The sequence below is a fragment of the Roseixanthobacter psychrophilus genome (genome assembly GCF_043195195.1).
Taxonomy (GTDB): domain Bacteria; phylum Pseudomonadota; class Alphaproteobacteria; order Rhizobiales; family Xanthobacteraceae; genus NCEH01.
Map to the genome: position 1 here is coordinate 12,393 of NZ_JBAFWT010000037.1, position 14,285 is coordinate 26,677.

Sequence of the window (14,285 nt, forward strand, 5' to 3'; positions counted from 1 at the left end):
TCCAGGGCGGCTTCCTTCATTTCAACCCGGCGCACGGCAAAACTCAGGCGTCCGGTTGCTCCAAGGCGGAGGCGACCGGCCCGGCCACGCCATCGTCGGCGGCAACCACCAGGAACGGCCGGCTCGCCTCGATGGGATTTGGTTCGAAACCGGCCCGGTCGCAGAAGGCGTTGAACAAGGTGGCGAACGCCACCGCGCCCCGCGTCACCTCTGACGATACCGCCGCGAGACGCCGGCTCGACGGACCAAGGGGACCCTCGATCCGCACGATCGCACCCGGCAAATCCTCAAGGCCGATGACCTCGCGGTGGGGGGCCGTGAACAGAAGCTCGATCGCCGCGCGGTTGGCGCCGATAGCCCCAAGGGTGTCCGCTGGCAGCGTCGCCCGTGAAAGCATGCCCTTCAGGTTGAAGCGGCCCTGGCGGCGGCGGCTCTCCGGCGTGTCCAGCAGGCACAGGGAATAGCCGTGGATCTCCACCTCGAAAATATGCTCCAGCGCAAGGGTCATGGATTCCACCAGATGACCCTCCCAGCCGAGATCGACCAGCCCGACCCGCATCTGCGGGCCGAGGCCGAGAGCCAGGAGATCCCGAAACAGGCCGCGGCGATTACGGCGCGCAATTTTCAAGATTTCCCAGCGATACGCACCAAGGAAGCGGCGCAGCAGCGGCTCGGTTGAGGGATCGATCACCACCTCGTCGCCAAGGCCGAGGTCGGCCATCATGAAGGCGGCAGGCACGGGAATGCCGAAGCGCTCCAGCAGCTCGAACGTGCGCAGGCCGTGTGCCCCGGCGACCATCAGGTCGACGCGGGCATCGAAATTACGGTCGTGGGTTCCCGCCAGCATGATGGCGGTGGCGCCCACAGCGAAATAGGCATGGCGCGGCAGCAGCGGCGCGTGTGGAGCGGCGGCGATCTGTTCAAGCGCTGTGCCCGGTCCCGGGCAGAACAGCAGCAGGTCGATCCGGTCGCGCCGTGCCTGTTCGCTCAGCCAATGGGTGAAACCGGCCAGAGCCGGCCCGACGATGCGGAAGCCCAGCGCCTCGCAGGACTCCTGCGGCAAGGCTTCGGCAAAACGCCGCAAGCCGAAGGCAAGGGACGCGATGCCCTCCGCCTTCTGCGCGGCGGGATCGGCCAAAGGCACCTCCTGTGCCGTCTCCGCCTTCGAAAAAGGCAGGATCCGGTGGGGCGGTACATTGAGATCGTCCGCGATAAGCTGCGACAAGGGCGCCGCATGCTCATCACCGTAGAAGAACACCGGTGCGACGGGCAGGCCGTGCAGCACCAGCAATTCCTCGAAAAAGGCAGCGGGAAGATGCGTCCTGCCGGTCAGCACCGCGCGGCCGGCGGCGGCCATCTCGCGAAACGACTGCGCCGGCTCCAGATCAGGACGCCACAGCGCCAGCTCGAATCGATATTCCGTTCGCTTGGCAAGGTCGCGTTGGGCGGGCGTCGCCTCCAGGCGCTCGTAGATGCGGTCCAAGGTTACCGGCTGGTCGCCACCTTCTGCCACCTGGCGACGGGCAAGCGCCTCGGCAGCGAGCCGGCGCGCCCTGAATTCGGCAATGCCAACAGTGGCGCCGACAAGGTCGAACAGATGCTCAGGCTCCACCAACGGGCGGATGAACAAGGTCTCGCTCACGTCGAACAAGACGATTTCAGTTGCCTCCCAAGCCGCGCTCATTGCCAACACCTGACCCCCTTCACCCGTCCCCTCGGCATCGCCGGACAAGGCCGCATCCCCTGACGGACCGGTCGCATCGGCATGGTGCGGCGGGATCGAGCACAAACATATGTCACCGGACGCATATTCCAGGCTTTCCGCATCTCGGCTCAGCACGGAACGCGGAACGTCAAGTCGTTCGGATGCAAGTTAGGGGAGAAGAAGGGGTCCCGCATGAAGAATTGCGGATGCGCCGCATCAAGCCGCCTCTTGTCGGCGCGCAGGCGCGCCATTTTTTCCGCATTCATGTGGTCGATGCCCCGGCTCATGGATTCGTAATGGAGCAATTCCGCTGCGGGACACACCACGTTGAACAGGCCGGCTTCCACCAGGCGGAAGCACAGATCCACATCGTTATAGGCGACGGGAAAGGCCTCGTCGAAACCGCCGACCGCCTCGTACTTGCCGCGCTCCACCATCAGGCAGGCGCCGGTGACCGCAAGCCAGTTCGCATCCAGCATGTTGCGCGCGTAATAGCAGGGGTCCTTCGCGTTCGCGCCGAGAAAGGCGTGGCTCGGACCGTCCGCGATATAGACCACGCCGGCATGCTGCACCCGCTGTGACTTGGGATAGAGCAGCTTGGCGCCGACGGCGCCGATGTGGGACTGCTGGGCGTAGCCGATCATGCGATCCAGCCAATCGGCCACGATGACTTCCGTATCGTCGTTCAGGAACAGCAGGATCTCGCCGGACGCGGCCCGCGCCCCGACATTGCACAGTTCGGAGAAATTGAACGGAAAGTCGTGACGCACCACCCGCACGCCGCTCTCCTGCTCCAACTCGGAGAGATAGGCCAGCGCGTCGGCATCGCTCGATCCGTTGTCGACGACTACGATCTCCACGTTCTTGTAGCTGCTCTTCTCCTGGATGGAGCGAAGGCACTGCCGCAGCACCGACCAATTATTCTTCGAGGGAATGATGATGGAGACGCGAGGAGTGCCGACCACGTCGTAGCGCACCCGCATATAGGCTGGCAGACCCTCGACAGGCTCGCAGGCGCCCTGCACGCCCCGGCGTGCCATAGCGTCGAGGCGCAGCCGCACCGCCGCAGACAAGGCCTCGGGCTTGGCGTTGAACTCGGCGGCGGCTGAACCCGGAATGATCCGCCAGTGATACAGAACCTTCTGGACGTGAGCGATCTTGTGGGTGGCCTCGGTGACGCGCAGCACGAAGTCCCAGTCTTGCGAGCCGTCATATTCGGAGCGCAACGGCCCCACCTTCTGTGCCAGGCTGCGTCGGACGCAGGAGACATGGCAGGTGTACATGAGGCTCATCAGTGTATCGGGCGACCAGTCCGGCTTGAAGAACGGCTCGACGAAGCTGCCATCGGTAGCGATCTTGTCCTCGTCGCTATAGATGAAATCCGGGTCCTCGCGGTCGATGCAGGCGGCCAGCTCATAGAGGCAGTCCTCGGTCAGCTCGTCGTCATGGTCGAGAAAGACGAGGAACTCGCCGCCGGCCATGCCGATGGCCTCGTTCGTGGCGCCGGAAATGCCCCGGTTTTCCTCGAGCGAGCGAATGACGAAGCGCGGATCCTTGAGAACGGCGAGTGTCTGCCGCACTTCCTCGCGGGGGCTTCGGTCGTCCACCAGGATCAGTTCCCAATGGGGATACCATTGGGCTTCCACCGAGGCGACCATGCGCCGAAGCACGTTTGCCGGCGTGTTATAGAGCGGCACGACGATGGAAAAGCGCGGCCGGGAACGAAATGCGGCGATCCGCGCCTCGATATCGGTCGGGCACCGCGGCGCGATATAGGTGTAGGCCGGCTGGCCGCGCCATTCGTAGGTGCCGGTGCGTGCCGCCGGCCGCGTCTCATTACCGGCCCGGTGGAGATCCGGCTGGAAGGCGAGATAACGCCCATCAAGCGCGGCCAAGCCCGCGCGTGCCGCGGGAATGGCGGTCTTGGCGAGGCGCGCGTAGCGATAAGCCTGCAGCCAGCCCATCCAGACCGACCAGATCCAACCGGGAAACCGCTTGACGCCCGAACGCTTCGGCCGGTCGGGCGCATTTTTCGCGAGATAATCGGCGAGCGGCGACTGCCAGGGCGCCAGGTCCGGATGTTCTTCGCGATAGGCGAGCGGGCTGAACGAGGCGCTGGGGATCCCGCCTTCCGCTTCCCCATAGAGAACATAATGCCAGAGCGGATTCATGCCGGCGTTGCGCACGTCGGGATAGGTGGCGAAGTAAAACTCCGAATCGAAGACTGGATTCGGCCGGCAGCCTTCGAAGCCGCCGCGCAGGAGATAATCGACCACCGGCTCGACCTGCAGCGAATCCGCCAGAGGGTATTGATTGGTATAGAAGTCCCGGTCGAACAGACCGGAATCCATCAGCAGGCGACAATTGACTTCCAGGTCTCCGGCGCCGAAACGGCGCATCATGCGCCCGAGCAGGCCGCGCGCGCCTCGGCGCGCCGCCACCGGCCGGCTCCGGAACAATTTTGCAAGGTTATGACGGCGGTTGCGCTCCACCTCGACGCGCAGATAGGCGGCATCGAGCCGCTGGCTGAGCGTGCCGATTTCCCCCTCGTGCTGACGCACCCGCTCCTCGGCGCGTGCGATCTCTCGGTCGAGCAGCGCCTTCAACCGTCCGCGCTCAAGGAGCAGATCATTCTGTGCGACATCCAGAAGGCGCCCATAGTCCTCGATCTGCACCTCGTGCACCTGCTCGAGTTGCGATTTTTCGGTCACGGTCTGTGCATGGCGCGCACGCTCCGCTTCCAGAGCCGCGCGTAGCGTAGCCACTTCCGAAACGAGGCCCCTTTCCGATTCCATCAGCACGTCTGCCCCCGGCGGCCCGCTTTTCTACGAGCCGGCTTTGCAATTCCTGAAAGCACCAAGATCAGCGCCGCACACAGATCCCGATACCGTTTAACGGCGACGAATCTCATCTTTATTCTCGCTGGAGGTCTACCAGCATACACGCTTATATCGCACTTACCGCTTCGCAACAGACCCGGAAGCTTGCAGTATCGGGCATAACGTCGGTTGCAGTCCTGACAATACCCAGCCTTTCTTGCACCGCAAGAAAAACGACGGGATAGCGTCCAAAAGCCGACACAATCCGAAGAGATCTGCTACGGCAGGGATTGCGCGGCAGTGCGCTGTCGCAATCTCATCTCACGCAATTGTCCGATGAATTGCGTGCAAGCTCCGGCCGCGGCGGGCGGCTAAGCCCCTGAACCCCTCAGGACTCGCGTGGTGGGTCGAAGCCGTTGCCCCTTTTGAGCAAGCTGGCCTCCCAATAAGTCGCGTGCGATTCAATGCGATGAAAACAGACCGTCTTTCCGGAGCCGCCCTCGCTTCCCCGCCCCGCCCGCAAGCGGGCCCGCACGGCCGGCACCCTGGAAGCAACGGGTTCCTGTAAGCACACAGGGTCCCTGAAATGAAAATGCCCGCCAAAGCGGGCACTCTCGTCGCCAAACACTCGATCATCCCCGGAGCCGCCCACCTCAGGCCTGGGGCTGCGGCTCGATGCTGCCGGCCGGACCTTCGGGGCGGGGCCGGTTCTTGCCGGCGGTCGGCACCACCGACCCACGGGGATTGGCGGGCTCGATCACCGTATCGCGCACCGGCGGCTTGCCGCCGAGCAGGTCGATGATCTCATCGCCGGAGAGCGTCTCATATTCCAACAGCCCGCGCGCCAAGGCTTCCAGGCCTTCGCGATTTTCCGTGAGGATGCGGGTTGCTTCCTGATATCCCTCGTCCACCAGGCGGCGCACTTCCTTGTCGATGGTTTGGGCCGTCGCCTCGGAAATATTCTGGTGCCGCTGCATGGACATGCCCAGGAACACCTCGTCCTGGTTCTCGCCATAGGCCACTTGGCCGAGCAGGTCGGAGAAGCCCCAGCGGGTCACCATCATCTTGGCGAGGCGAGTCGCCTGCTCGATGTCGGAGGCCGCGCCCGAGGTGACCTTGTCGTGGCCGAAGATCAGCTCTTCCGCCACGCGTCCGCCCATCATGATGGCGAGCCGCGAGGTCATCTGCTCATAGGACATGGAGAGCTTGTCGCGCTCCGGCAGCTGCATGACCATGCCGAGGGCGCGACCGCGGGGAATGATGGTCGCCTTGTGCACCGGGTCCGTCGCCGGAACCTTGAGCGCCACGATGGCGTGACCGCCCTCGTGATAGGCGGTCAGCATCTTCTCTTCCTCGGTCATGACCAGCGAGCGGCGCTCCGCCCCCATCATCACCTTGTCCTTGGCGTCCTCGAACTCGCTCATGGTGACCATGCGCTTGTTGCGGCGGGCCGCCATGAGGGCCGCTTCGTTGCACAGGTTCGCAAGGTCGGCGCCCGAGAAGCCGGGGGTGCCGCGGGCGATCACCTTCAGATTGACGTCCGGGGCGATCGGGATCTTGCGGGCATGCACCTTCAGGATCTGCTCGCGGCCGACCACGTCCGGGTTCGGCACCACGACCTGACGGTCGAAGCGGCCGGGACGCAGCAGGGCCGGGTCGAGCACGTCCGGGCGGTTGGTGGCGGCAATCAGGATGATTCCCTCGTTCGCCTCGAAGCCGTCCATCTCCACCAGCAACTGGTTGAGGGTCTGCTCGCGCTCGTCATTGCCGCCGCCGAGACCGGCGCCGCGATGACGACCCACCGCATCGATTTCGTCGATGAAGATGATGCAGGGCGCGTTTTTCTTGGCCTGCTCGAACATGTCGCGCACGCGGCTCGCGCCGACGCCCACGAACATTTCCACGAAGTCCGAGCCAGAGATGGTGAAGAACGGCACGTTCGCCTCACCCGCGATGGAGCGGGCGAGCAGCGTCTTGCCGGTGCCGGGCGGGCCGACCAGCAGCACGCCGCGCGGGATGCGGCCACCGAGGCGCTGGAACTTCTGCGGGTCACGCAGGAATTCCACGATCTCGGTCAGTTCGCTCTTGGCCTCGTCGATGCCCGCCACGTCCTCGAAGGTGACGCGGCCGTGCGCTTCGGTGAGCAGCTTGGCGCGGCTCTTGCCGAAGCCCATGGCCTTGCCGCCCGCGCCCTGCATCTGGCGCGAAAGGAAGATCCACACGCCGATCAAGGCGATGAAGGGCAGCCAGGACACCAGCAGGCTGACGAACCAGGGCACATTGTCCGTGATCGGCCGCGCCGTGATGGCAACGCCCTTGCCGTACAGCCGCTGCACCAGGGTCGGATCGTTGGGGGCATAGGTCTGGAAGGCGCGGCCATCGGTGAACGAGCCGGTGATGGTCGGCCCCTCGATCACGACGTCGCGCACCCGGCCCTGATCCACGTCGGACAAAAGCTGCGAGAAGGAGATGTCGTTCGCGCTGGTGCGCTGTCCGGGGCTCTGGAAGAGCGAGAACAAAGCCAGAAGCAGCAGAACGATGATCACCCAAAGGGCGAAATTGCGTAGATTGGCGTTCATAAATTCCTCACGGGGAGCGCAGCGACGGCGCTCCCGCATCAGGCGCCCGATCTCCCGGAATGGCCATTCTGCGTCATCGCTCACCTTGCGTCCGAAGCTAAAATAGGTCGCGCCCTCTGTCTTGCCAAGGAGAACAGCGGCCGGAAGACTCAATTATGCGCTATTGCCCGGCTTGCGGGGACGGCGCGGCAAGGCGCGCGCCACTTCCAAGTGCCCCCCGGCCAAATGGACGCGGGCCCCCGCCAAGGTCCCGCAAATGCTGTGCCCTTCGGCCTCCGCGCCGAGCAGGCGGCCGAGCAGACGCTCCAGCTTTGCCAGTTCCACCGGCCCTTCGTCGCCCACCACATCGATCGCGCGGTGCAGCACCCGCAGGGCGATTTCCTCCGGTAAGGCGAAAAAGGTGGCCCGCGCGACGCGGACCGGCGCGCGCGGAGCGCCGGGCGGCGCAAGTACGGCGAAGGCGGCGTCCGCCGCCTGCTCCAGCGCCGCCTCGGCCCGGGCGAGACGTCTGGCAAGGCGCGCCAATCCCTCGGCGTCAAGTCCCTCGCCCGCGAGCACCGGCATCAGCGCGCGCAGGCGCACGCGGGTGAATTTTGCGTCCGAATTGGAGGGATCGCGCACGAATCCGATGCCGCCCGCCTCAAGCGTCGCCACCAGCCGGGCCTTGGGAACGGTGAGAAAAGGCCGAAGCACGGCGAGCCCATGGCGACGGCTGCGCGGCGCCATGCCGGCAAGTCCGGCAAGCCCGGAGCCGCGGGCCAGGCGCATCACGATCGTTTCGGCCTGATCGTCCTGCGTGTGGGCGGTAACAATGGCCGTACCACCGATCTCGCGCGCCCGGGCAGCCAGGAGGGCGTAGCGCGCATCGCGCGCCGCTTCCTGGATACCGCTCTTCGGGTGCGGCCCGTGCCAGGAGAGGATGGCGTGGGGAAGGCCGAGGGCCCGCGCGTGCCCAGCCACCCCCTGCGCCTCCTGTGCCGCCTCGGGACGCAAACCGTGATCGACGGTCGCGACGTGCAGCATTGGCGCACCGGCGCAAAGAGCGGCCCAGCGCGCGGCCAGCAGCATCAACGCGGTGGAGTCAGGCCCGCCCGAACAGGCGATCAGGACCGAGGAATGACCGGCAAAGAGGGAAAAAAGGGCGGGGAGTTCGCTGTCTTCGATGGGGCGCGGCGCTACTGGCGCAGCCTCAGCAGCCGGCACGCTTCTGCTCGCGTTCCACCGCCTGGCGCACCGAGGAGGCGGCGCGAGGATATTTGCGGTCGATCTCACCGAACGTGGCACAGGCGGCTTCGCGCTCGTTCAGCGCAGCGAGCGACTGGCCCAGGCGCAGCAACGCCTCGGGCGCGCGCGTGGCGTTGGGATATTTGGTCGACACCTGCAGGAACAGCTCGGCCGAGTCCTTGTACGACTGGCGCTGGAACTGGCTTTCGCCCAGCAGATAGACCGCGTCCGGCGTCAGCCGGTCGGAGGGATAAACCTGCAGGAACTGGCGGAAGGTCTGCTCCGCCGCCGCATAATCCTGGCGCTGGATCTGGCCATAACCGAGGTCGAACATCTCGCGGGCGCTTCCCGTGGGGGCGAGCGACGCAGTCTGCGGGCCGGACGGGCCGGCACCGGAGCGCGCGACCGCCGGAGCGCCGGCAGGCCCGATGTCCAGCGGGATATTCGGCCGCGAGAGGCCCGCCGATGCACTCGCCGGCGAGCCCAGCGGCTGCGGCGCGCCGGGCGCGACCGGATCCTCATTGGGATCGAAGGCATCGGAACGCTTGCCGGGAGACGCCGCCCCCGGGGCGATCACCGCCGGGGCGCCAATCGGCGCCGCCGCCGGACGGGCCGGGACCGGGCCCGCGGCGCCCGGCTTCGGCCCTTTGCCATCGGACAGGCGATATTCGATATCTTCCTGGAACTTGCGCACCTGCTGCTCGAGCTGCTGGTTGCGGAATTGCAGTTCCTCGATCTGGCCTGTCATCGTGCGCAGCTGGTTTTCCAGCCGGTCGATGCGCAGCACGCTTTCGGACTGTGCGTTCGCGGCAGCCTGCTCGCTCTGCACCGCGCCGGGCGGCTTGAAAAGATCGCCGAAGGGGTTGTTCTGCGCCTGCGCGCCACCCGCCGCCAGGCCCATCGAGGCAACGAACAGAAGTACTCGGACACCGGAAAGCGGGCGCATCATGGTCCGAATCGCGAAAGAGGTTGAAGTCAGGGACATCTGATAAAGCCCCGCATCTGATGCAGCTTTGCCGAGGGATCGCGACCAAAGTGTGACCCCGGACAATGGACCGGAGCGGGTTTCGCATCCTGGACTGTTAAACGAAAGAGCCGGCACCCGAAGGCACCGGCTCCACCGAAGGGAGGCGTCAGCGTCGCATGACGGATCAGGAGCCGCCGGTATTCAGCACCGTCACCGCGCGGCGGTTCTGCGACCAGCAGGAAATGTCGTTGCAAACCGCCACCGGCCGTTCCTTGCCGTAGGAGATGGTCCGCATCCGCGCCGGATCGATGCCGCGCGAGGCGAGATAGTCGCGCACGTTCTGGGCGCGACGGGCGCCAAGGGCGATATTGTACTCGCGGGTGCCGCGCTCGTCCGCATGACCCTCGATGATGAAGCTGTAGCGACTGTACTGCTGCAGCCACTGGGCCTGGCGATCGAGCGTCGCGCGGGCCTGGGGCGAAAGGTCGGTCTGGTCGGTGTCGAAGAACACGCGATCACCCACCGCCACGACGAATTCCTGCGGCGAACCGGGAGGCCCACCTGCCCCGCCCGCACCTGCGGCATTGGGATCAGGCGTGTTGGCGCAGGCGGCGAGCGCCAATGCGAACCCAAACAGAGCGGCGAACCGGAAGCCGCGAGCAAAACCAAAGAAACGCATTCCGGTGACTCCCTTCTCAACGCGAACCGGAGACCTCGTGTAACAGCCGCTTTATTAAGCGAAGGTTCCGCAGGCCCGGTCCGGCGTTCTCCGAGCGCGGCGCGGACCCGTTCAAAGGCCGATACCGTCGCTCGTGGTTAACGTTTGATGAGCGACTTCGGACGCAGCGAGACACCGGGAAATCTTGCCTGGCGTCCAGCGGCGGCCGACAGCCGGTCGTCGAAACCGCGCGCAGGCCATATCCCACGTGCGACGGATGCAGCAGTGGTGCCGGCCCGTGGCATCATCAAGGCGAAGATATGCGCCGCAAAAGGCAGTCGCCAATGCTTACCCCCGCCACCTCGGCGGGCGCACTCAAGCTCCTGAAATCAGGGCATTATCCTTAACGCGGCAGGAAAGCATGGAATGTGTTTCCCTGAGTGTGTTGCGCAATGGCAACACAGCTGGAGGCCCGAGGGCCGCCATAGGGCGGCTCAGGAGCGCAGCGGCGACCAGGCCGGATCGGAGGCATAGCTCGGTGTGGGAACGCGCTGCTCGTTATAGCCGGTGACGTCGATGGTGAAGAGCTGCGGCCCGGCGGCGCCGGCGGGATCGCGGAAGAACATCAGCACCCGCCCGTTCGGAGCGAAGGTCGGTCCCTCGTTATGATAGCCTTCCGTCAGCACGCGCTCACCTGAGCCATCGGTCTTCATGACGCCGATGCCGAACCGCCCCTCCGCCTGCCGGGTGAAGGCGATGACGTCGCCGCGCGGCGACCAGACGGGCGTCGAATAGCGCGCATTGCCGAACGAGATTCGGCGTGCGCCCGAACCGTCGGCGCCCATGATGTAGATCTGCGAGGTGCCGCCGCGATCGCTCTCGAAGCAGATCTGGCGGCCGTCCGGGGAATAGCAGGGCGCCGTGTCGATCGCCGCCACATCGGTGAGGCGGGTGGTCGTCTTCGAACGCAGGTCCATGACGAAGATGTTGGAATTGCCGCCCTGCTGCAGGCTCATGATGACCCGCTGCCCGTCCGGCGAAAAGCGCGGCGAAAAGCTCATGCCGGGGAAATTGCCGACGATCTCGCGCTGCCCGGTCTCGATGTTCAGCAAATAGACCCGCGGGTCCGCCCGCCCGTAGGACATGTAGGTGATTTCCTGGCTGGTCGGCGAGAAGCGGGGCGTGAGCACCAGATCGTCGCCGCGCGTGAGATAGGTCACGTTAGCGCCGTCCTGGTCCATGATTGCGAGCCGCTTGATGCGCCGCTCCTTCGAGCCGCTCTCGTCGATGAACACGATGCGGGTATCGAAATAGCCCTTCTCGCCGGTGAGCCGCTCATAGATCGCATCAGCGATGATATGCGCGACCCGGCGCCAGTTCTCGGGCTGGGTGAAATACTGCTGGCCGAGCAATTGCTGGCCGGCGAACACGTCCCACAGGCGGAACTCGGCCTTCAGGCGTCCATCGCTCTGGCGCGTGACGCGGCCGGTGACCAGGCCTTGGGCATTGATCACCCGCCAATCCTGGAAGCGCGGCGCCTGGTCCGGATTGGTGATGTTCTCCACGAACGCCTTGGGCTCGATGGGTGCGAACAGACCGGAGCGTTTGAGATCGGCACTCACCACCTGGCTGACGCCACGCCCCACCTCGCCTTCGCCGATGAAATCGGTGATGGCGATCGGGATCGGCTGGGGCGTGCCAGAGGTGATGTCCAGCTTCAGCGCGGCCTGCGCCGGAGCGGCGAGGCCGCCGAGAGCCAGGGCGGCCGCGGCACCGCCGCCCGCCGTCATGAGAGCGCGGCGGGACAGCAGGGTACCGGAGGCCTCGTACGGTGCGGGTCGCTTCAGCAGGGTCATTCTTTTCTCGTTTCGGCAGATCGGGTGCGGAACGCCTCAGCCGCGGAACATGTCGCGCGGCGTGAAGGTCATGTCGATGGTGCGCCACGCCTCATATTTCGAGGGCGGCAGGAAGGAATAAGGCGAGCAGCGGCGGATGGCACGGATGGCGCTTTCCGCGAACGCCGGGCCATAGGGGGAGGCGGACCCGGAAATCAGGGCCGGCGCACCGATGACCGAGCCGTCCTGGTTGAAGTTCACGCGAATCAGCACCTGGATATCCTGCGCCTCGGCCGCACCCACCGGCGGGTTCCAGCATTCCTTCAAGCGCGCGCGCAATGCATCCAACTCGTTCTGCGTCAGCGTCGCGGCGACACCGGCCGGCGCGCCGAGCGATGCGGTATGGGACACCTGCTCTGCCGAGGCCGCGTTGCGCTGGGGCGTGCGCTTGTCCAGCAATGCGGCGATCTTGTCGACATCGAACTTCTGGTCGGTCGGCGTCTTGGCGTCCGCCACCTGCTTGGGAACTTCCTTCGGCGGATCGGGCTTCTTCGGCGGCATCGGCGGGGCCTTGGCCTCCTGCTTCTGCTCTTCCTTCTTCGGCTCGGCCTTCAGCGCCTCGTCGGCCTTCGGCTGCTCGGGCTTGGGCTCGGGCGGCTTCTCGGCCTTGGGCGGCGTCGGGGTCGGCTTCTGTTCCTCAACCTTGGGCGGAGGCGGCGGCGGCACCGCCGCGCTCGGCTGCACCTCGGCCTTTTCGGTGACTTTCAACTCGGGATTATCGGCGGGCTTGGGCGTATCGACCTTCTCGGCCACCACCTTGGGCGGCTCGGTCTTCTGGCCCTTCTGGTTGCCCTTGGTGAGTTGCGACAGGTCGGAGGCGGAGATCACGTCCACCGCTACGGTCTCGGTGGGAGGCGTGTCAAAGGGTCTCGGGCCCGAGAAGGACACCAAGGCGAACACGAGGACAGCCCCGTGCGCTATGGACGATGCGGTTAATCCGACGCGCATCCTGATCCTTCTCAACCCCCTTGTTCGACCTCGGTCACCAGGGCGACCCGCTTGAAGCCGGCGCCGGAAAGGCGGCCCATCACCCGCATGACGGTGCCGTAGTCAACCTTCTTGTCGCCGCGCACGAAGATGCGCTCGTCAAATCCGTTCTTGGCGATCGCCTGGAGCTTCGCCACCAGGTCGTCGATCTTGATCTCGGTGTCCTGGATGAAGATCTGGCCCTTGTCGTTGACCGATATGGTCAGCGGGTCCTTGTCCTGGTCCACGGACTTGGCCTGGGTCTGCGGCAGGTCCACCGGCACGCCGACGGTCATCAGCGGCGCCGCCACCATGAACACGATCAGCAGCACCAGCATGACGTCCACCATGGGCGTCACGTTGATTTCCGCCATCACCGACGCATGGCGCCGTCGGCGCGAGCGCCGTCCTTGCCATCCGCCCGCGCCACCTGCCGACATCCCCATGGCGCGTCAGCCCCGTTCGTCGATCTGGCGCGACAGGATCGCCGAGAACTCGTCGGCGAAGCCTTCGAGACGCTGCGCCTGCCGGCCCGCCTGGGAGATGAACTTGTTATAAAAAATGGTCGCGGGAATGGCCGCAACGAGGCCCATCGCTGTCGCGAACAAGGCTTCGGCAATGCCCGGTGCCACAACTGCAAGGCTCGTGTTCTTCGAGGCGGCGATGGACTGGAACGAGGTCATGATGCCCCATACCGTGCCGAACAGGCCGATGAACGGGCCGGCAGAGCCGACCGTCGCCAGTACCAGGAGCTTGCTTTCCAGCCGTTCCATCTCGCGGGCGATGGTCACGTCCATCACCTTCTCGATGCGCTGGTTGAGACCTGCGAAGGAGCGCGCGCCGCCCTCATAGGTACGCTTCCACTCCCGCATGGCGGCGACGAAAATCGCCGCCATGGCGTGGTTGGGGCGCCCAGCAAGCGAGCGGTAAAGATCCTCCAGGCTCTGGCCGGACCAGAAGGCCTGCTCGAACGTGTCCATGGCGCGCCGGGTGCGGCCGAACAGCAGCGTCTTGTCGACGACGATCGCCCACACCCAGACCGAGGCCGCCACCAAGCCCAGCATCACCAGCTTGACCACGATGTGGGCCTGCATGAACAGGCTGATCAGGGAGATGTTCACGCTCGGCGCATCAAGCGCGCCGCTGGCGACCGGGGCGGCCAGGGGCGGCGCATTGCCCGTCCCCTGGGCCAAAGCGGTGGCGCAGGACAGAGCCAGCAGCGCCGCCGTCGCAAGGAGGAGCCGCTTCATCGGCCGCACCGCGCTATCACGCCAGACATCATCTCATATCCTCGGCTTGGCACCGCGTCGCAGCATAAGTTGCAACCCGGGCGCCTGCAGCTTCCATTTCCCAGGGTCCGGGTCCTTTGACCGGCGGACTCTGTCCAAACTTTGACCGCGCTGGATTTTCGCCGCGCCGCGGCAGACACCGCGACGCACGCACAGAGAACACACGATCATGCTTAAGGAAGC

At 65.6% G+C, this 14,285-nt stretch carries 10 protein-coding genes; all 10 read right to left on the minus strand.

Annotated features, from left to right (window positions below):
• Window positions 1-43: 43 nt before the first annotated feature.
• Window positions 44-1,684, minus strand: coding sequence for a hypothetical protein (locus V5F77_RS23010; RefSeq protein ID WP_429007685.1), 1,641 nt, complete (start codon window positions 1,682-1,684; stop codon window positions 44-46).
• A gap of 149 nt (window positions 1,685-1,833) precedes the next feature.
• The gene (locus V5F77_RS23015; RefSeq protein ID WP_429007686.1) at window positions 1,834-4,500 is read right to left on the minus strand and encodes a glycosyltransferase family 2 protein; all 2,667 of its coding nucleotides are present in this window, start codon (window positions 4,498-4,500) and stop codon (window positions 1,834-1,836) included.
• Between the two features lie 677 nt (window positions 4,501-5,177).
• Complete coding sequence (gene ftsH / locus V5F77_RS23020) at window positions 5,178-7,103, minus strand: ATP-dependent zinc metalloprotease FtsH (protein ID WP_429007687.1); 1,926 nt, start codon at window positions 7,101-7,103, stop codon at window positions 5,178-5,180.
• A gap of 153 nt (window positions 7,104-7,256) precedes the next feature.
• Window positions 7,257-8,306 carry a tRNA lysidine(34) synthetase TilS gene (gene tilS, locus V5F77_RS23025; RefSeq protein ID WP_429007688.1) on the minus strand — a complete coding sequence of 350 codons (1,050 nt, stop codon included), beginning with the start codon at window positions 8,304-8,306 and terminating at the stop codon, window positions 7,257-7,259.
• Window positions 8,293-9,276 (minus strand): tol-pal system protein YbgF, encoded by a 984-nt coding sequence (ybgF, locus tag V5F77_RS23030; RefSeq protein WP_429007689.1) that lies wholly within the window; start codon window positions 9,274-9,276, stop codon window positions 8,293-8,295. Before ybgF ends, tilS begins: the two co-directional genes overlap by 14 nt.
• Window positions 9,277-9,478: 202 nt before the next feature.
• Window positions 9,479-9,973: a peptidoglycan-associated lipoprotein Pal gene (gene pal / locus V5F77_RS23035; protein WP_429007690.1), complete on the minus strand. Its 495-nt coding sequence runs from the start codon at window positions 9,971-9,973 to the stop codon at window positions 9,479-9,481.
• Between the two features lie 473 nt (window positions 9,974-10,446).
• Window positions 10,447-11,808, minus strand: a complete 1,362-nt coding sequence (gene tolB / locus V5F77_RS23040) for a Tol-Pal system beta propeller repeat protein TolB (protein WP_429007691.1) — start codon at window positions 11,806-11,808, stop codon at window positions 10,447-10,449.
• Between the two features lie 36 nt (window positions 11,809-11,844).
• Window positions 11,845-12,795 carry a cell envelope biogenesis protein TolA gene (locus V5F77_RS23045; RefSeq protein WP_429007692.1) on the minus strand — a complete coding sequence of 317 codons (951 nt, stop codon included), beginning with the start codon at window positions 12,793-12,795 and terminating at the stop codon, window positions 11,845-11,847.
• 11 nt (window positions 12,796-12,806) lie between these two features.
• Entirely contained in the window at window positions 12,807-13,259 is a 453-nt protein-coding gene (gene tolR, locus V5F77_RS23050) for a protein TolR (protein WP_429007693.1), read from the minus strand.
• A gap of 6 nt (window positions 13,260-13,265) precedes the next feature.
• Window positions 13,266-14,063 carry a protein TolQ gene (gene tolQ, locus V5F77_RS23055; protein ID WP_429007694.1) on the minus strand — a complete coding sequence of 266 codons (798 nt, stop codon included), beginning with the start codon at window positions 14,061-14,063 and terminating at the stop codon, window positions 13,266-13,268.
• Window positions 14,064-14,285 lie beyond the last annotated feature (222 nt).